Origin of the sequence: Pseudomonas sp. TSRC2-2 (assembly GCF_049897785.1) — a bacterium.
Lineage (GTDB): Bacteria > Pseudomonadota > Gammaproteobacteria > Pseudomonadales > Pseudomonadaceae > Aquipseudomonas.
Genome location: NZ_JAFCWZ010000003.1, coordinates 213,938 through 230,327 on the forward strand (window position 1 = coordinate 213,938; position 16,390 = coordinate 230,327).

Consider the following 16,390-nt stretch of genomic DNA (forward strand, 5'->3'; position numbering starts at 1 on the left):
ATCGGGCTGCAAACATTTAGCACAGAGCGTCTGTGCGCTGCAGCGCTGTCCTCGAAAAGTCCGGAATGCCTTACTTGGACTCCACCGGCCACGGGCAATAACAACCCACCGCCAAGGTGTGCGTGGCATTCACCGGGCGATCTTCCGTGAGGGCGTGCAGGATCGGTTCGATGAAGCTGTTGCTGGAGTTGCAGGTCAGGCCTTCGCTGTAGGGGCCGAAGTAGGCCAGTTTGCCGCTGCGGTCCCAGATTGCCACGGCCGGGCTGGCGGGGATCTGTTCGGAGCCGGGCAGGATGATGATGGTTTTCAGGCTGGCGAGGGTGGCGGGCAACTGGCCGTGGCTGCCGGGCTTTTGCACGGCGAAGAACTCCACGCCGCGAGCGCCGAACTGTTCGACCATCTCGCTCAGGTGCTGCTGATTGCCGACGTTGCATGGGCAGGCCGGGTCCCAGAAGTGCACGAGGCGGATATTGCCCGGCCCGGCGAGGTTGTCCGGCAGGCGCAACGGGTCGCCGGAAAAAACCGCGGTATGTTCGCTGAAGGCGCGCAGATAGCGGCCCTGAAACCAGTCATACGCCGCCCACAGCACCCCGGCGCAGATCAGCGCGAGCAGGCTGGCGAACAGTGCGGAGCGGTAGGGCGAACGCATGGTTTTCGATCCTCGAAAGGCCGGCTAGCTTGCCATGTCTGTCACTACAGATGAATATCGCAGGCCGATAAAGTCTGTTTACCGCTTTGGAATATCCGCATGCCCGATACTTTCGACCCCGATCATTTACGCGCGAGCCTCAAGCCGTTGGCCGAGTGGCAGCCGTTATCGGACGAGGCGAAGGCTTATCAGCGCTTCTACAAGACTGACTTCGCCGAACGCGATGTCTGGCGTGGCATGGGGCGTTTCGACGTCGATGGTTACGAGCTGGTCAGCCATTGCTGGTGGCCGGAGAAGGTCAAGGCGACGCTGTTTCTGCTGCACGGCTACTACGATCACGTCGGCCTGTACCGGCATGTGATCGAGTGGGCGCTGGATCAGGATTTTGCCGTGATCGCCTGCGACTTGCCGGGGCACGGATTGTCGAGCGGGCCACGGGCGAGCATTCGTGATTTCGCTGAATATCAGCACATGCTGCAAGCGTTGTTCGCTGAAGCCAGCTCGATCGCGCTACCACAACCCTGGCATTTGTGTGGGCAGAGCACCGGGGGCGCGATTGTCGTCGATCACCTGCTCAACCATGGCGAGAACAGCCCGGCGCAAGGCCAGGTGATTCTGCTCGCGCCGTTGGTAAGGCCGAGGGCGTGGGGCTGGTCGCAGCTGAGTTATTACTTGCTGCGGCCGTTCGTGCGGGGCATCGCGCGCCGCTTTAGCGAAAACTCCAACGATCCGGATTTCCTGCCGTTTCTCCAGGCCGATCCGTTACAGCCAAGGCGCCTGCCGACGAGATGGGTGGGCGCACTGTCGCGCTGGATCATCCGTGTCGAGCACGCGAAAAAAAGCCCGCGACGACCACTGATCATTCAGGGGCAGGCGGACATGACCGTGGACTGGCAGCACAATCTGCAAGTGTTGAAGTGGAAATTCGACCGGCCGCAGATTTTGCTGTTGGCCGAGGCACGGCATCATCTGGCGAATGAGACGGCGGAGATGCGTGAGGAGTATTTCGAGTTCTTGAGCAAGCGGATCAAGGGGCGGAATGCTTAGCGCACTGTTAAAGTAACGGCCCGCCTGATAACCAACTAAGAAGTGCCAAGTATTCAATATTCTGGTGTGCTATTTAAGTTCTGCTTGGTGGGTGCAGTTGTTTATTGCTGTTCGAAAACTTATGCAATGGTTGAAGTTTCGTTGTTTGCTTTTTTTGCGATATGTTGATTTTGCATGAAGTAGCCAGTTAGATTTAAGTTAGTTGGCTGCTGGCATCGAACCAACCTAGTTAACATTAATCGCAAGGGGCGGTGGACTACTCAAGTAGTGTATGCGCTCGAGGAGTTTCTCATGAGTGAATTAGATGTAAGTGTCGCTGGCGTAGAGTCGTATCAACGAAAATCCTGGATGGGGGATCTGCGAAGTTCCATTGGTAACAAGAAGCTCTGGCAGCTGAGCCTGCCGGGAACTCATAATGCCGGGATGGATCGCTATGCGAGTTATAGTAATTGGTATATTACTTGCCAATATGACACTTTCTGGTATCACCTGGAGAGCGGGATAAGGGTTTTGGATATTCGCTTGAAATATTTTGCCGGCTATTCGAATACCGGTCTTCGGTTCAGGCACACGCATACCCAAGAGTCCGGCAGAACACTCAGCGTAATGATGAACGCGGTTCGTGAGTTCCTCCAGAAGAACCCCACCGAAATAGTTATCCTTGATATTCACGAGCTGTTGACCCAGAGAGGTACGCCGGTTCCATTTCAGGAGTTGCATAATTATTTCGTAGGTGAGTTTGGCTCGATGCTGATCCCGCGAGCAGCGGTAAATATGACCTTGAATGAGATCAAGACCCACTATCCAAGAGGCGGGATTGTCCTTGCTGCACCGGTTGGTTTATCCACTTTGAATCCAACTTTGATCTGGCCTCAAATCAATCACCGTTGGGCGGGTACTGATTTGGTAAATACTTCCCAACTTTACCGTCATATTGAGAGTGTTATGCGTAATCCACCCGCAGCAGGCGCTTTATGGTCAATGTCGGCGACCTGCTATTCGATTTGGGGCGTGCAAAACATCAAGTCCGAATTGAACAGCTGGTATTCAATCGGCAGCGAGTGGCAACGCAAAAGCAACATCATCAACGTGGATTTTTTCAATGATTCCGAGATAGTTCGCAATTGCATTGAGAGCAATCTGCGCAAGTGACAGGGCGCGTCAAGTTGCCTGATTTATGGCGGGGAAGCCCCCGGCTACCCGCCATATTTCGCAAAGATGTCGGAGGCGCAGAACGGTAAATCTCGCGGTTATCGATTGATAATCACGGGTTCTGCGCCACCGCCAATCCAGCCCTGATCGCCGCCAGTGCGGCCTGGTAGTACGCCTTGCCCTCGGTTGACTCGGCAAACGTCGCAAACTCTTCCAGCTCTTCATCCGACAAATCGCGATAGACGTAGAGCAGCGTGTTGTTCAGATCCGCGCCGATCTGATCCATCAACCGTTGGCGCTGACCATTCAACATGCCTTGCGCCTGACCGCCACCCAGCAATCCCGGAATCATCGAACTCAAACTGTCCGCCGCCACGCCGGCAATTGCCAGACTGACCTCGGCGCCAGCCTCTCGGGCCGGCAAGGCCTGGGCGAGATGGCCGATGATCAGCAAACGGCTGTCGCTGGCCTGCATCTTTGGCAGACCCTGGGCATTTTTTGCCAACTGATCGCGGCGAGTCGCGAGCAATTCGGCGGCGACGATTTTCTTGCCCAGTGGTGACTGGAAGAAGGTCAGCGCCGGTTTCGGGTCGGCGAGTTTCAGCCGCAGTTGCGCTTCGGCGCGTTGATCCATGGCCTGCGCGGCGAAGCGCTGATTGCTGTTGTTGACCAGCGCTTGAAATACCGCAGGCGGCAGGCTGTTCTGATAGCGCTGCTGGGCTGCGCTCAGGGCATCGTTGAAATGCGCGCGTTGTTCTGGCCAGCCGGCGACCTTGTACAGCTGATCGTGGCCGTCCGCCCAGGCGGGCAATACGCAGAACATCAACAGTGAAAAAAGCAAACGGCGCATAGGGACTCCTGTCAGCAGCGCACTATTGTCCGTGCGGTGCGGGTACTTGTCGAGAATTCGTAGCAAGCCGCTGCGTGGCTCTGTCGGATTTGTTGCCGCCGGCATACTATGCGCGCCATGCCGATATCCTCTGAACACCCGCTGCTGTTACGCATTGTCGACGACCTGGCCGAACACGGCTGGTCGCAGCAGAACATCTTCCTGCCCGCCGATCTGACTCGGGCGCTGGCGGCCGAGTGCCGTCAACGCGAAGCCGAAGGCGAACTGGCGCCGGCGGCGGTCGGGCGCGGGCCGTTTTCGGAGATTCGCGAGGGCATTCGCGGCGATCACATTCAGTGGATCGACCCTGGTCAGGCCGACGCCACTGACCGCTACCTGAGTTTGATGGACAGCCTGCGCGAGGCGCTCAATCGCGGTCTGTTTCTGGGGCTGGAAGACTTCGAATGCCATTTCGCCCTGTACCCGCCCGGCGCGTTTTACCTCAAGCACGTCGACCGCTTTCGTGATGATGATCGACGCATGGTCTCGGCGGTAATCTACCTCAACGACGCCTGGCTGCCGGAGGACGGTGGCCAGTTGCGCATGTATCTGGGTGATGAGCGCGTGCATGACGTGCAGCCTACCGGGGGTTGCCTGGTGGTGTTTCTCTCCGGCGAAGTACCGCACGAAGTATTGCCGGCCTATCGCGAGCGGCTGTCGCTGACCGGTTGGTTTCGTCGCCGTGGCAACGAGCCGTTCTGACGATGGAAAAGATCCTGGTCAGCCGCTGCCTGTTGGGCCATCGCGTGCGATATGACGGTGGCGCCAGCGGTCCGTTTGATCTGCTTGAGCACTGGATTGCCGAGGGACGGGTGGTGCCGTTGTGTCCGGAGGTGGCCGGTGGCTTGCCGACGCCACGGGCGGCAGCGGAAATTCCCGGCGGGCAGGGTGGCGAGGTGCTCGATGGCACTGCTGCGGTGATGACCACCGAAGGCGAGGATGTCAGTGCGCAGTTTCTCGACGGTGCGCGGCAAGCGCTGGAACTGGTGCAAAAGCACGGAATTCGGATAGCGGTGCTCAAGGCCAACAGTCCGTCTTGCGGGAATCTGTTGACGTATGACGGCACGTTCAGTGGGGTCAAAGTAAGTGGCGAAGGGGTGACGGCTGCGCTGCTCAAACGCCATGGGGTTCAGGTGTTCAGTGAGCTTGAGCTGCCGCAAGCCGCAGCTGCCCTGGCCCGACTCGACTAAAACACACCACATCTGCCTTGTGGGAGCGGGCTTGCTCGCGAAGGCGGTGTGTCTGGCGATTCAGATGAGCCTGACACACCGCTTTCGCGAGCAAGCCCGCTCCCGCAGGGGTTTTTCACTTGGATTCGGTGAGCCACTTCTCCGACAACGCCGCCAACCGCCCATCCGCCTTGATCCGTTCCAGCGCGCTCTTGAGGCTGGCCTGAAACGCCGGATTACCCTTCTGAAACGGGATCGCCAGCTCGACCGGCGCCGCCGCTTTCGGCTTCTCTTCGGCCAGCGCCTGCACCAGCACCATCGGTCGTGGCGTCTCATCTTTCTTCGCCAGCAGCTGCGCATTGACCTGGCCGTACGGCTCGCTGAAGTCGAAACGATCCTTGAGTTCGGGTGTCAGTGCTATGTGGTTGAGCGCGACGTCGTACTTGCCGCTTTCGACGCCCTGGAGCAGATCGCCTTCGTCGGTGACGATGAAATCGGCGCGTACATCCAGCTCTTTGGCCAAAAGTTGCCCAAGCTCGACCTCGAACCCCGTGAGTGTGTCGCCTTCCTTGTAATTGAAGGGCGGTGTATTAGCCTCAAGGGCTATGCGCAGCTCGCCACGGTCGTTAACGTCATCAATCAGTTCGGCGTGAGCCAGCGGGCTCAGAAGGGGTAGCAGGCAGAACAGGCCAGGCAGCAAGCGCATGGTCACTCCTTTGAAATCATTATCGCGACGCTCTGATTCAGGCTCGCTTTGCTATGGTTGTCGAGTGCCTTCGACAACGAATGGTCATGAAGTTGTCATGACCATGCGGATTTTACGGAAAAACTGGAGAAGAAAATGAAAAGCTTTATGTCACGTGCAGCGTTGGCCGGTGTGCTGATGGGTGTTTCGGTGCTGACCAGTGCGGCGACGCCGGCGCCGAAGGATGCTGAAGTGTTCATCGTTTCTCCCGAGGACGGCGCCACCGTCTCGCAGGAATTCAAGGTCAAGTTCGGCGTCAAGAACATCGCGCTGGCCCCGGCGGGTGACGTCACCAAAAACACTGGCCACCATCATTTGCTGATCGACGTCGATGATTTGCCGGCCGAAGGCGCGCCGATCCCGACTGACGCCCACCACATGCATTTCGGCAAGGCGCAGACCGAAGCCACGATCAAACTGGCCCCCGGCAAGCACACCTTGCAACTGATCCTCGGTGACAGCGGCCACATGCCGTTCGACCCGTCGATCGTTTCCGAAAAAATCACGGTAAACGTGAAATAAAAAAAGGGAGCCCTGCGGGGCTCCCTTTTTTACAGCTGCAAGCTTCAAGCTGAAAGCCTCAAGTTAAAGCAAAAGCGAACATCACTTGCTGCTTGTAGCTTGAGGCTTGTAGCTGTTCTTAAAAAAGAACCCGACTACGGATAGTGCCGTTGACGTGTTGCAGCTTCTCTTGCGCCAGCTCCGAGTATTCGGCGTCTACGTCGATCACCACGTAGCCGACCTTCTCGTTGGTCTGCAGGAACTGACCGGAGATGTTGATGCCGTTTTCGGCGAAGACCTTGTTGATCTCGCTCATCACACCCGGGATGTTCTCGTGGATGTGCAGCAGGCGGTGTTTGCCAGGGTGAGCCGGCAGGGCCACTTCCGGGAAGTTGACCGACGACACCGACGTACCGTTGTCGCTGTACTTGACCAGTTTTTCCGCCACTTCCAGACCGATGTTGGCTTGCGCTTCGGCGGTCGAGCCACCGATGTGCGGGGTCAGGATCACGTTGTCGAGGCCACGCAGCGGGCTTTCGAACTCTTCGTCGTTGGAGCGCGGTTCGACCGGGAACACGTCGATGGCTGCGCCGATCAGGTGCTTGTCCTTGATCGCAGCTGCCAGGTGATCCAGTTCGACCACGGTGCCGCGTGCGGCGTTGATCAGGATGCCGCCCTTCTTGATTGCACGGATTTCCTTCTCGCCGATCATCCACTGAGTGGCGGCGGTTTCCGGAACGTGCAGGGTGACGATGTCGGACATGCCCAGCAGCTCGTGCAGGTTGTTGACCTGCGTGGCGTTGCCCAGCGGCAGCTTGGTCACGGTGTCATAGAAGAACACCTGCATGCCCAGACCTTCGGCCAGAACCGACAATTGCGTGCCGATCGAGCCGTAGCCGACGATGCCCAGCTTCTTGCCGCGGATCTCGAACGAGTTGGCGGCGGACTTGATCCAGCCGCCACGGTGGCAGGAAGCGTTTTTCTCCGGGATGCCGCGCAGCAGCAGGATCGCTTCGGCCAATACCAGCTCGGCGACCGAGCGGGTGTTGGAGTACGGCGCGTTGAACACGGCGATGCCGCGCTCGCGAGCTGCGCCCAGGTCAACCTGGTTGGTGCCGATGCAGAAACAGCCGACCGCGACCAGCTTCTTGGCGTGATCGAAGATCTCTTCGGTCAGTTGCGTGCGCGAGCGAATGCCGATGAAGTGAGCGTCAGCGATCTTTTCCTTGAGCTGGGCATCCGGCAGAGAACTGGTGTGGTACTCGATGCTGGTGTAGCCCGCCGCCTTGAGGACGTCGACAGCCGATTGGTGGACGCCTTCGAGAAGAAGGAACTTGATCTTGCTCTTATCGAGAGAAGTCTTGCTCATCTGCGTAAACCTGTATCCCGGAGAAAAATGGCTGGGAGGGAGCAGCCTGGAGCTGACCCGCACGGCAACAAAGCCGTCACCGCGGATCTGGCCTTGGGCACTGTCCTGCGGGGTCGGTATGCTAGCATAGCCACCCCGCTAAACACTCATTCCTGCGACGTGAAGCGTTCTCAGGATGACCATGAATTGTTCGAGAGTTCTGTCGATGACCAATCCTGCGCTGATTGATGAACTGAAGACCCTGGTCGAGCCCGGCAAGGTCCTGACCGACGCCGACTCCCTGAATGCTTACGGCAAGGATTGGACCAAGCACTTCGCTCCGGCGCCGAGCGCCATCGTGTTTCCCAAGACCATCGAGCAAGTGCAGGCCGTGGTGCATTGGGCCAACAGGCACAAGGTCGCGCTGGTACCGTCCGGCGGGCGCACCGGGTTGTCCGCCGCTGCGGTGGCGGCCAATGGCGAAGTGGTCGTCTCGTTCGATTACATGAACCAGATTCTCGACGTGAACCTCACCGACCGTACCGCCGTGTGCCAGCCAGGCGTGGTCACCGAGCATTTGCAGAACGTCGCTGAAGAAAACGGCCTGTATTACCCGGTCGATTTTGCCTCGGCGGGTTCCAGCCAGATTGGCGGCAACATCGGCACCAATGCCGGCGGGATCAAAGTGATTCGCTACGGCATGACCCGTAACTGGGTCGCCGGCATGAAAGTCGTCACCGGCAAGGGCGACGTGCTCGAGCTGAACAAGGACCTGATCAAGAACGCCACCGGTTACGACCTGCGGCAGCTGTTTATCGGCGCCGAAGGTACGCTCGGTTTTGTCGTCGAAGCGACCATGCGCCTCGATCGCGCGCCGAAAAACCTCACGGCGATGGTCCTCGGCACCGCCGATTTCGATTCGATCATGCCGGTGCTGCATGCCTTCCAGGGCAAACTCGACCTGACCGCATTCGAATTCTTCTCCGACAAGGCCCTGGCCAAGGTCATGGGCCGCGGTGACGTGCCGGCGCCGTTCGAGACCGAGTGCCCGTTCTACGCCCTGCTGGAATTCGAAGCGACCACCGAAGAAGTGGCCAACAGCGCCCTGGAAACCTTCGAACACTGCGTCGAACAGGGCTGGGTCCTCGATGGCGTGATGAGCCAGAGCGAAACCCAGTTGCACAACCTGTGGAAGCTGCGCGAGTACATCTCCGAAACCATCTCGCACTGGACGCCGTACAAGAACGATATCTCGGTGACCGTTTCCAAGGTGCCGGCGTTCCTGCGCGAGATCGACGCGATCGTCGGCGAGCACTACCCGGATTTCGAGATTGTCTGGTTCGGCCACATCGGCGACGGCAATCTGCACCTGAACATCCTCAAGCCGGAAAATCTGAGCAAGGACGAGTTCTTTGCCAAGTGCGCCACCGTCAACAAGTGGGTGTTTGAAACCGTCGAGAAGTACAACGGCTCGATCTCGGCCGAACATGGCGTGGGCATGACCAAGCGTGATTACCTGACCTACAGCCGCTCGCCGGCGGAGATCGAGTACATGAAAGCGGTCAAGGCAGTGTTCGACCCGAACGGCATCATGAACCCGGGCAAGATTTTCCCGGTTTGATCAGCTATCTCTGATGAATCAATGAAGGCAGGAGTCGGTAAATGAGCTATCAGCACCAGTATGTCGACGGCACGCGCATCCACTTCCCGATCGGGAAAGTCGTGTGCATTGGCCGCAATTACGCCGAACACGCGAAGGAGCTGGACAACCCGGTGCCGACCGAGCCGCTGCTGTTCATCAAGCCGGGCAGTTGCGTGGTACCGCTGGAAGACGGCTTCAGCATCCCAACCGAGCGCGGTTCGGTGCATTACGAGGCGGAAATCGCGGTGTTGATCGGCAAGCCGCTGTCGACCAGACCAAGCCGCGAAGAAGTGCTCGATGCGATCTCCGGCTTCGCCCCGGCGCTGGACCTGACCCTGCGTGACAAGCAGGCCGAGCTCAAAGCCAAGGGCCTGCCGTGGGAAATCGCCAAGTCGTTCGACGGCGCGGCAGTGGTCGCCCCGTTCGTGGTCGGCAGCACTTTCGCTGACCTGACCGACATCGGCATCCGCTTGACCATCAACGGGCAAGTGCGCCAGGACGGCAACAGCAGCGCAATGCTCAACCCGATCGTGCCGATGATCCAGCACATGGCCGGCTGCTTCTCGCTGCAGGCCGGTGACGTGATCCTGACCGGCACGCCGGTGGGTGTCGGCCCGCTGAACGTCGGCGATGAGATCGTCCTCGAGCTGCCAGGGGCGAGCAGCTTCAACAGCAGCGTGCGCTAAGTTCTTCACCGCAACACCCTCCCTGTGGGAGCAGGCTTGCTCGTGAAAGCGTAGTGTCAGTCGGCAACGATGTCGCTGACCCACCGCATTCGCGAGCAAGCTCGCTCCCACAGGGGCTTTGTGATCGCTCGGAAATCGGGCAATCCCGCCATTTCCCGTTTTTTTCACATCCTGTCTGGATAATTCCCGCGATTCTGGCGTCTCAGCCGGCCTCTTTGTGCTATTACCCTTGGCCTGAACTCATGGAACGCATCCCTCGATGGCATCTCGAACTCAGCAGAAATCCTCCTCCCGTTCGCGCTTTGTCCTGCGCTGGTATGCCTGGCTGTTGCTGGCCATCGCTGCGGCTTATGGACTGGCCTTCGCCATGCATTGGGATGATCGCGGTGTGCTGTGGTTGCTGGAGCGCTTCGAGAGCAAGGCCGAGCGCAAGGAGAGCGTATGGCTGCCGGATTATCAGGTGGTGATCGACGCCAAACCGTTGCCGGGCATGGAGAAGGACGAAGCCTCGGACCTGGCCTACAACCGGCAGACCAAGACCCTGTTTGCGGTGATGGGCAAGAATGCCTTCCTCGTCGAGCTGACACTGCAGGGCGACGTGTTGCGCAAAATGCCGCTGGTGGGCTGGAGCAATCCCGAAGGCCTGACCGTCATGGAAAACGGGTTGTTGGCGATTGTTGATGAACGTGAGCATACGTTGTCGATCGTCAAAGTCGATGCCGCAACTCGTGAGCTGAACATCGCCGACTTCCCGAAATACGACCTCGGGCCCTCGAAGGATCAGAACAAGGCCTTCGAGGCCATCACGTGGGATCCGCACAATCAGCAGCTGGTGCTGGGTGAAGAGCGCCCGCCGGCCCTGTTCACCTGGAAAAGCGACGGCGGCCAGACCCTTCTGGGCGACAAGCAGAAGCTGGCCAGCAATCAGTTGGACCTGCGCAACCTGTCGGCGCTGGCCGTCGATCCGCGCACTGGCCATCTGCTGGTGCTGTCGGCCGATTCGCATCTGTTGCTGGAGCTGGACGAGGCCGGCAAGCAAGTCAGCTTCATGACGCTGCTGGGGAATTTCAATGGTCTGAAAGACACCATTCCCCGCGCCGAGGGTATGACCATGGATGAGGACGGCACGCTGTACATGGTCAGCGAACCGAACCTGTTCTACCGCTTCGAAAAACATCAGTAAGTTTTCCTACAGCTATTACGGAATCGTGCAGTTGTCGTGGGCGGCAAGTGGCCATTAAGCTTCAGTTCAGACGGGCGTGATATTTCATCGGCCTGTCTTGAATCCGAGCCTGCCTGAATGCGTCGACTTGCCCGTCCCAAACCGTTGATTCTCCTGCTGTTGATGATTGTCCTGGTCGCGTTGATCGCGATCGGTCAATACCTGCGCCTGTTCGAGCGCGCCTGGTTCAACCTGCACACGCTGTGGCAGCCGCTGAGCAGCGAGGCGATCGGCCTCGACCAATATCGGGTGACGATCGAGGCGCGGCCGATCGAGGGGCTCGACGATGATGTCTCGGCGCTGACCTACGATCCGGTGCGCAAAAGCCTGTTCACCGTAACCAACAAGAATTCCGAACTGATCGAACTGTCGCTGGAAGGCAAGATCCTGCGACGCATCGCGCTGCTCGGTTTCGGCGACCCGGAAGCCGTCGAATACATCAGCGCCGACACCTACGTGATCACCGATGAGCGCCAGCAACGCCTGATCAAAATCCACCTCGAGGCAGACACCACTTTTCTCGATGCCGAGGATGCCGAGCAAATGACCCTCGGCGTGCACATGTCCAGCAACAAGGGTTTCGAAGGGTTGGCTTACGATTCGGTGGGCAAACGGCTGTTTGTAGCGAAGGAGCGCGACCCGATGCTGATCTATGAAGTTCACGGTTTTCCGCACTTCAAACCGGACAAGACCTACGCCGTACACGTGATCAACAACCCCAAGCGCGATGCCGGGATGTTTGTGCGTGATCTTTCGAGTCTGCAATACGACGAGCGCAGCGGGCACTTGCTGGCGCTGTCGGATGAATCGCGGCTGATCATTGAGCTGGATGTCGACGGCCGCCCGTTGAGCACCATGTCGATCAGCGGCGGACGCCAAGGTTTGCAGAAAACCGTGCCGCAGGCCGAGGGGATTGCGATGGACGATGACGGCACGCTGTATCTGGTGAGCGAGCCGAATCTGTTTTACGTCTTCAAGAAACCTTCGCCAAACTAACCAACACCACAAAACACTGTGGGAGCGAGCTTGCTCACGAATGCGGTTGACCAGTCACTGAATATGTTGACTGACCCGACGCCTTCGCGAGCAAGCTCGCTCCCACAGGTTTATTCGTCTGCCGGTAATTTCGGGCAGTCTGGCTTATTCTGCCTTCAGGGTTTTCACGCCTTCACTGGTGCCCAGAAGCAACAGATCCGCCGGGCGCGCGGCGAACAGGCCGTTGGTGACCACGCCGACGATGGCGTTGATCTGCGCTTCCAGCTCCACCGGGTTGGTGATCTGCAGGTTGAACACGTCGAGGATGATGTTGCCGTTGTCGGTCAGCACGCCTTCGCGGTACACCGGGTCGCCGCCGAGTTTCACCAGTTGGCGCGCCACGTGGCTGCGGGCCATCGGGATCACTTCCACCGGCAGCGGAAACTCGCCGAGCACCGGCACCAGTTTGCTGGCGTCGGCGATGCAGATGAAGGTCTTGGCCACGGCGGCGACAATCTTCTCGCGGGTCAGGGCCGCACCGCCGCCCTTGATCAGGTTCAGGTGCGCGTCGGTTTCATCAGCGCCGTCAACGTAGAACTCCAGGTCGCTGACCGTGTTCAGCTCGTACACCGGAATGCCGTGGCCCTTGAGGCGCGCGGCGGTGGCTTCGGAGCTGGCGACCGCGCCATCGAACGCGCCCTTGTGCAGGGCCAGGGCGTCGATGAAGCAGTTGGCGGTGGAGCCGGTGCCGACGCCGACGATGCTCTTGTCGTCGAGTTTCGGCAGGATGAAGTCGACGGCGGCCTGGGCCACGGCCTGTTTGAGTTGATCCTGGGTCATGCGGGCTCCGAAAGCGGGCAAGGGTTGGGCAGAAAGGCCGGCATTATAGCCGCAAGCGCGGCTAAAACCTCTGGATTCGTGTGGTCGCATCGGCAAAAGCCGGGTTAGACTCCCGGGTCCCGCCCAACCGCTCAGTGATGCTTTCCGATGCTTGAACAGTACGTCAAAAAGATCCTCACCTCGCGCGTTTATGACGTTGCCGTAGAAACCCCGCTGCACAACGCCCGTCAGCTCTCCGAGCGGCTGGGCAATGACATCTGGCTCAAGCGCGAAGACTTGCAGCCAGTGTTCTCCTTCAAGATTCGCGGGGCCTACAACAAGCTGACGCAACTGAGCGACGAAGAGCGCGCCCGTGGCGTGGTCACCGCCTCGGCGGGCAACCATGCGCAGGGCCTGGCGCTGGCGGCGAAAGTGCTGGGTGTCAAAGCCACCATCGTCATGCCCAAGACAACCCCGGAAATCAAGGTCGAAGGCGTGCGTTCGCGCGGCGGTAAAGTCGTGCTGCACGGTGACTCGTTCCCGGAAGCGCTGGCCTACTCGCTGAAACTGGTCGATGAGAAAGGCTACGTCTACATTCATCCCTACGACGATCCGCACACCATTGCCGGGCAGGGCACCGTGGCCATGGAAATCCTCCGTCAGCACCCGCAGCCGCTGGACGCGATTTTCGTCCCGGTCGGCGGTGGCGGCCTGATCGCCGGGATCGCCGCGTACGTGAAATACCTGCGCCCGGACATCAAGGTCATCGGTGTCGAGCCGGACGATTCCAATTGCCTGCAAGCGGCAATGGCGGCGGGCGAGCGCGTGGTTCTGCCGACCGTGGGCATCTTTGCCGACGGCGTGGCGGTGGCGCAGATTGGCCAGTACACCTTTGAAATCTGCAAGGATCATGTCGATGAAGTGATCACCGTCAGCACCGATGAAATTTGTGCGGCGATCAAGGATATCTACGACGATACCCGCTCGATCACCGAACCTGCCGGCGCCCTGGGCGTGGCCGGGATCAAGAAATACGTTGAGCAGCGCGGTGTCAGCGGCCAGACTTTCGTCGCCATCGACTCCGGCGCCAACGTCAATTTCGACCGCTTGCGCCATGTCGCCGAACGCGCCGAGCTTGGCGAAGGTCGCGAGGCGATCATCGCCGTGACCATTCCCGAGCAGGCCGGCAGCTTCAAGGCCTTCTGCGAAGCCATCGGCAAGCGCCAGATCACCGAATTCAATTACCGCTACAACACCGGCAGCGAAGCGCACATTTTCGTTGGCGTGCAGACCCACCCGGACAACGACCCGCGCAGCGCACTGCTGGCGAGCCTGACCGAGCAAGGTTTTCCGGTGGTCGACCTGACCGACAACGAACTGGCCAAGTTGCACATTCGCCACATGGTCGGCGGCCGCGCCGCGCAAGTGGTCGATGAAGTGGTGCTGCGTTTCGAATTTCCGGAACGGCCGGGCGCGCTGTTCAACTTCCTCAGCAAGCTGGGCGGGCGCTGGAACATCTCGATGTTCCACTATCGTAACCATGGCGCGGCGGACGGCCGTGTAGTCGCCGGCCTGCAAGTGCCCCACGACGAGCGCCACCTGGTGCCGGCTGCGCTGGCGCAAATCGGCTACCCGTACTGGGATGAAAGCGACAACCCGGCCTATCAGCTGTTTCTCGGCTGAGCGACTACGCTGATGTGCATGGAATTACGAATGGGAACGACATGGAAACCCTGACCACCCTGAAAGTCCTTCACGTCGCGGCGACCGTGGTCATCCTCGCGAGCGGGCTGGGGCTCGCCGCCCTGACCTGGCGTAACCGCAGCGAAGGGCCTGCCAGTACGATGCGGCGGCCCTGGCTGTTCATCTGGTGTCTGATGCTGATCGGCATACTCAGCATGCCGTTCACCGGCTGGTGGCTGGTGCACCTGATCGGCTGGCCATTGGGGCAATTGTGGATTCTGGGCTCCAGCGTGATCTATGCCGTGGCCACGTTCAGTGCAGTCTGGCTGCTGGTTCGGCTGGATCGGCTATGGACTACCGGAGTGGGTAGCCGCACATTCAGTCTGGCACTGGCGATAGTCAGCGGTGTTGGATTTCTGGCCATTGCGGCGTTGATGGGGGCCAAGCCTGTTTAGGGCTTGAGACCGGGTCGCCCCTATCGCTGGCAGGTCCCACAAGGATTTTCAGTGAACACAGATTGTGTGACCACCCGAAAAACCTGTGGGAGCTGGCTTGCCAGCGATGGCCATTTCAGCCGCGAAGACTGATCACCGGCCAACCACGCTTCTCGGCCTCGGCGCGCAGATTCGGGTCCGGATCAACCGCCACCGGATTCGCCACCTGCTCCAGCAACGGCAGATCATTCATCGAATCGCTGTAGAAATAGCTGCCCTCAAGCGAATACCCGGTCTCTTCCAGCCAGCGATTCAGGCGCGTCACCTTGCCTTCACGGAAACACGGAATGTCGGTGCTGCGCCCGCTGTAGCGGCCATCGACCATTTCGCACTCGGTGGCGATCAGGGTTTCCACGCCCAGGCGCACGGCGATCGGCGCGGTGACGAAGCGGTTGGTGGCGGTGATGATCACCAGTTTGTCGCCGGCGTCGCGGTGTTTTTTCAGAAGCTCAAGTGCCTTGGGCAGCACGATCGGCTCGATGCAGTCGCGCATGTAATCGCTGTGCCAGGCGTCGAGCACGGCCATTTCGGTGCGGCCGAGGATCTCCAGGCAGAAATTCAGGTAGGCAGCGTTGTCCAGCTTGCCGGCCAGGTAATCCTGATAGAACTCGTCGTTGCGCGCCTTGTAGGCGATCGGGTCGAGGAAGCCGCGCTCGCACAGATAGTCGCCCCAGGCGTGATCGCTGTCGCCGCCCAGAAGGGTGTTGTCCAAATCGAATAGAGCCAGGCGCATTGCAGTTACCCGCTGAAAAGTCAGTAAAAAGGCGACAAGAATACGGTCTTTTCACAAGAGTGCACATAAGGTAGGAACCTTCGTTGCCGCCTGCTCAAGCTTTGTGGAACAATGCGGCGACATGCGTTTGCGAGGTTGTTGCCGTGATCGACCCCGATGGTTTCCGCCCCAATGTCGGGATCATTCTGACGAATGACGCCGGCCAGGTGCTATGGGCTCGCCGTATCAATCAGGACGCCTGGCAGTTTCCGCAAGGGGGAATCAACCCCGAGGAGACGCCGGAAGACGCCTTGTACCGCGAGCTGAACGAAGAAGTTGGCCTGGAACGTGAAGATGTTGAAATACTGGCCTGTACCCGAGGCTGGTTGCGCTATCGTTTGCCGCAACGCCTGGTGCGTACCCACAGCCAACCGCTGTGCATCGGCCAGAAACAGAAATGGTTTCTCCTGCGCCTGATCTCCAACGAGCAGAGGGTGCGGATGGATTTGACCGGTAAACCGGAGTTCGATGGCTGGCGCTGGGTCAGTTATTGGTATCCGTTGGGCCAGGTGGTGACATTCAAGCGCGAGGTGTATCGACGCGCTCTCAAAGAGCTTGCCCCGCGCCTTTTAGCGCGCGACTGACGACGGAGTTCGA

Annotated in this window: 18 protein-coding genes; 12 read left to right on the forward strand and 6 right to left on the reverse strand. The window is 59.4% G+C overall.

The window, feature by feature from the left end; translation table 11 throughout:
• Window positions 1–70: 70 nt before the first annotated feature.
• Window positions 71–649, reverse strand: a complete 579-nt coding sequence (locus tag ACP7D9_RS06985) for a DUF6436 domain-containing protein (protein ID WP_426156374.1) — start codon at window positions 647–649, stop codon at window positions 71–73.
• 99 nt (window positions 650–748) lie between these two features.
• Here ACP7D9_RS06985 and ACP7D9_RS06990 point away from each other — a divergent pair, with 99 nt between their 5' ends.
• Window positions 749–1,696 (forward strand): alpha/beta hydrolase, encoded by a 948-nt coding sequence (locus ACP7D9_RS06990; RefSeq protein WP_426156376.1) that lies wholly within the window; start codon window positions 749–751, stop codon window positions 1,694–1,696.
• A gap of 291 nt (window positions 1,697–1,987) precedes the next feature.
• A complete protein-coding gene (locus ACP7D9_RS06995; RefSeq protein WP_426156378.1) occupies window positions 1,988–2,848 on the forward strand; it encodes a phosphatidylinositol-specific phospholipase C domain-containing protein in 861 nt (286 codons plus the stop codon).
• A 112-nt stretch (window positions 2,849–2,960) separates the two neighbouring features.
• On the opposite strand, the gene ACP7D9_RS07000 is transcribed toward ACP7D9_RS06995, so the two are convergent.
• Window positions 2,961–3,698: a DUF2059 domain-containing protein gene (locus tag ACP7D9_RS07000; protein WP_426156380.1), complete on the reverse strand. Its 738-nt coding sequence runs from the start codon at window positions 3,696–3,698 to the stop codon at window positions 2,961–2,963.
• A 108-nt stretch (window positions 3,699–3,806) separates the two neighbouring features.
• On the opposite strand from ACP7D9_RS07000, the gene ACP7D9_RS07005 reads away from it, so the two are divergent.
• Both ACP7D9_RS07005 and ACP7D9_RS07010 read left to right on the forward strand, forming a co-directional pair.
• Window positions 3,807–4,439, forward strand: coding sequence for a 2OG-Fe(II) oxygenase (locus ACP7D9_RS07005; protein WP_101161439.1), 633 nt, complete (start codon window positions 3,807–3,809; stop codon window positions 4,437–4,439).
• Between the two features lie 2 nt (window positions 4,440–4,441).
• The gene (locus ACP7D9_RS07010; RefSeq protein ID WP_426156382.1) at window positions 4,442–4,927 is read left to right on the forward strand and encodes a DUF523 domain-containing protein; all 486 of its coding nucleotides are present in this window, start codon (window positions 4,442–4,444) and stop codon (window positions 4,925–4,927) included.
• A gap of 115 nt (window positions 4,928–5,042) precedes the next feature.
• Here ACP7D9_RS07010 and ACP7D9_RS07015 read toward each other — a convergent pair whose 3' ends face one another.
• Window positions 5,043–5,612 carry a transporter substrate-binding domain-containing protein gene (locus tag ACP7D9_RS07015; protein WP_426156384.1) on the reverse strand — a complete coding sequence of 190 codons (570 nt, stop codon included), beginning with the start codon at window positions 5,610–5,612 and terminating at the stop codon, window positions 5,043–5,045.
• 135 nt (window positions 5,613–5,747) lie between these two features.
• Between ACP7D9_RS07015 and ACP7D9_RS07020 the strand changes: the two genes are divergently transcribed.
• Window positions 5,748–6,173: a DUF4399 domain-containing protein gene (locus ACP7D9_RS07020; protein WP_426156386.1), complete on the forward strand. Its 426-nt coding sequence runs from the start codon at window positions 5,748–5,750 to the stop codon at window positions 6,171–6,173.
• Window positions 6,174–6,291: 118 nt separating this feature from the next.
• On the opposite strand, the gene serA is transcribed toward ACP7D9_RS07020, so the two are convergent.
• Window positions 6,292–7,521, reverse strand: coding sequence for a phosphoglycerate dehydrogenase (gene serA / locus ACP7D9_RS07025; RefSeq protein ID WP_090287262.1), 1,230 nt, complete (start codon window positions 7,519–7,521; stop codon window positions 6,292–6,294).
• A 205-nt stretch (window positions 7,522–7,726) separates the two neighbouring features.
• Here serA and ACP7D9_RS07030 point away from each other — a divergent pair, with 205 nt between their 5' ends.
• From ACP7D9_RS07030 to ACP7D9_RS07045, 4 genes are all read left to right on the forward strand, one after another.
• On the forward strand, window positions 7,727–9,121 hold the full coding sequence (locus ACP7D9_RS07030) for an FAD-binding oxidoreductase (RefSeq protein WP_426156719.1): 1,395 nt from the start codon (window positions 7,727–7,729) through the stop codon (window positions 9,119–9,121).
• Window positions 9,122–9,162: 41 nt separating this feature from the next.
• Window positions 9,163–9,828, forward strand: coding sequence for a fumarylacetoacetate hydrolase family protein (locus ACP7D9_RS07035; protein WP_426156388.1), 666 nt, complete (start codon window positions 9,163–9,165; stop codon window positions 9,826–9,828).
• 259 nt (window positions 9,829–10,087) lie between these two features.
• A complete protein-coding gene (locus ACP7D9_RS07040; protein WP_426156392.1) occupies window positions 10,088–11,011 on the forward strand; it encodes an SdiA-regulated domain-containing protein in 924 nt (307 codons plus the stop codon).
• A 117-nt stretch (window positions 11,012–11,128) separates the two neighbouring features.
• Window positions 11,129–12,046, forward strand: coding sequence for an SdiA-regulated domain-containing protein (locus tag ACP7D9_RS07045; protein ID WP_426156394.1), 918 nt, complete (start codon window positions 11,129–11,131; stop codon window positions 12,044–12,046).
• A gap of 144 nt (window positions 12,047–12,190) precedes the next feature.
• On the opposite strand, the gene rpiA is transcribed toward ACP7D9_RS07045, so the two are convergent.
• Window positions 12,191–12,865 carry a ribose-5-phosphate isomerase RpiA gene (rpiA, locus tag ACP7D9_RS07050; RefSeq protein ID WP_426156396.1) on the reverse strand — a complete coding sequence of 225 codons (675 nt, stop codon included), beginning with the start codon at window positions 12,863–12,865 and terminating at the stop codon, window positions 12,191–12,193.
• 147 nt (window positions 12,866–13,012) lie between these two features.
• On the opposite strand from rpiA, the gene ilvA reads away from it, so the two are divergent.
• Together ilvA and ACP7D9_RS07060 are read left to right on the forward strand one after the other, a co-directional pair.
• Window positions 13,013–14,527 (forward strand): threonine ammonia-lyase, biosynthetic, encoded by a 1,515-nt coding sequence (ilvA, locus tag ACP7D9_RS07055; protein WP_101161421.1) that lies wholly within the window; start codon window positions 13,013–13,015, stop codon window positions 14,525–14,527.
• A gap of 41 nt (window positions 14,528–14,568) precedes the next feature.
• Window positions 14,569–14,982 carry a DUF2269 family protein gene (locus tag ACP7D9_RS07060; protein ID WP_101161420.1) on the forward strand — a complete coding sequence of 138 codons (414 nt, stop codon included), beginning with the start codon at window positions 14,569–14,571 and terminating at the stop codon, window positions 14,980–14,982.
• A 115-nt stretch (window positions 14,983–15,097) separates the two neighbouring features.
• Here the strand turns inward: ACP7D9_RS07060 and ACP7D9_RS07065 are convergent, their stop codons facing one another.
• Window positions 15,098–15,754 carry an HAD family hydrolase gene (locus tag ACP7D9_RS07065; RefSeq protein ID WP_426156398.1) on the reverse strand — a complete coding sequence of 219 codons (657 nt, stop codon included), beginning with the start codon at window positions 15,752–15,754 and terminating at the stop codon, window positions 15,098–15,100.
• A 143-nt stretch (window positions 15,755–15,897) separates the two neighbouring features.
• Here ACP7D9_RS07065 and ACP7D9_RS07070 point away from each other — a divergent pair, with 143 nt between their 5' ends.
• Window positions 15,898–16,377 carry an RNA pyrophosphohydrolase gene (locus ACP7D9_RS07070; protein ID WP_003229203.1) on the forward strand — a complete coding sequence of 160 codons (480 nt, stop codon included), beginning with the start codon at window positions 15,898–15,900 and terminating at the stop codon, window positions 16,375–16,377.
• The last annotated feature ends 13 nt before the right edge of the window (window positions 16,378–16,390 follow it).

What these genes read in the sequence shown, in the direction of transcription:
- ACP7D9_RS06995 (WP_426156378.1), top strand. Translation starts at nt 1,988, where the DNA reads ATGAGTGAATTAGATGTAAGTGTCGCTGGCGTAGAGTCGTATCAACGA.
- ACP7D9_RS07060 (WP_101161420.1), top strand. Translation starts at nt 14,569, where the DNA reads ATGGAAACCCTGACCACCCTGAAAGTCCTTCACGTCGCGGCGACCGTG.
- serA (WP_090287262.1), bottom strand. Translation starts at nt 7,521, where the DNA reads ATGAGCAAGACTTCTCTCGATAAGAGCAAGATCAAGTTCCTTCTTCTC.
- ilvA (WP_101161421.1), top strand. Translation starts at nt 13,013, where the DNA reads ATGCTTGAACAGTACGTCAAAAAGATCCTCACCTCGCGCGTTTATGAC.
- ACP7D9_RS07000 (WP_426156380.1), bottom strand. Translation starts at nt 3,698, where the DNA reads ATGCGCCGTTTGCTTTTTTCACTGTTGATGTTCTGCGTATTGCCCGCC.
- ACP7D9_RS07010 (WP_426156382.1), top strand. Translation starts at nt 4,442, where the DNA reads ATGGAAAAGATCCTGGTCAGCCGCTGCCTGTTGGGCCATCGCGTGCGA.
- ACP7D9_RS07035 (WP_426156388.1), top strand. Translation starts at nt 9,163, where the DNA reads ATGAGCTATCAGCACCAGTATGTCGACGGCACGCGCATCCACTTCCCG.
- ACP7D9_RS07045 (WP_426156394.1), top strand. Translation starts at nt 11,129, where the DNA reads ATGCGTCGACTTGCCCGTCCCAAACCGTTGATTCTCCTGCTGTTGATG.
- ACP7D9_RS07005 (WP_101161439.1), top strand. Translation starts at nt 3,807, where the DNA reads ATGCGCGCCATGCCGATATCCTCTGAACACCCGCTGCTGTTACGCATT.
- ACP7D9_RS07015 (WP_426156384.1), bottom strand. Translation starts at nt 5,612, where the DNA reads ATGCGCTTGCTGCCTGGCCTGTTCTGCCTGCTACCCCTTCTGAGCCCG.
- ACP7D9_RS07040 (WP_426156392.1), top strand. Translation starts at nt 10,088, where the DNA reads ATGGCATCTCGAACTCAGCAGAAATCCTCCTCCCGTTCGCGCTTTGTC.
- ACP7D9_RS06990 (WP_426156376.1), top strand. Translation starts at nt 749, where the DNA reads ATGCCCGATACTTTCGACCCCGATCATTTACGCGCGAGCCTCAAGCCG.
- ACP7D9_RS07030 (WP_426156719.1), top strand. Translation starts at nt 7,727, where the DNA reads ATGACCAATCCTGCGCTGATTGATGAACTGAAGACCCTGGTCGAGCCC.
- rpiA (WP_426156396.1), bottom strand. Translation starts at nt 12,865, where the DNA reads ATGACCCAGGATCAACTCAAACAGGCCGTGGCCCAGGCCGCCGTCGAC.
- ACP7D9_RS07020 (WP_426156386.1), top strand. Translation starts at nt 5,748, where the DNA reads ATGAAAAGCTTTATGTCACGTGCAGCGTTGGCCGGTGTGCTGATGGGT.
- ACP7D9_RS06985 (WP_426156374.1), bottom strand. Translation starts at nt 649, where the DNA reads ATGCGTTCGCCCTACCGCTCCGCACTGTTCGCCAGCCTGCTCGCGCTG.
- ACP7D9_RS07065 (WP_426156398.1), bottom strand. Translation starts at nt 15,754, where the DNA reads ATGCGCCTGGCTCTATTCGATTTGGACAACACCCTTCTGGGCGGCGAC.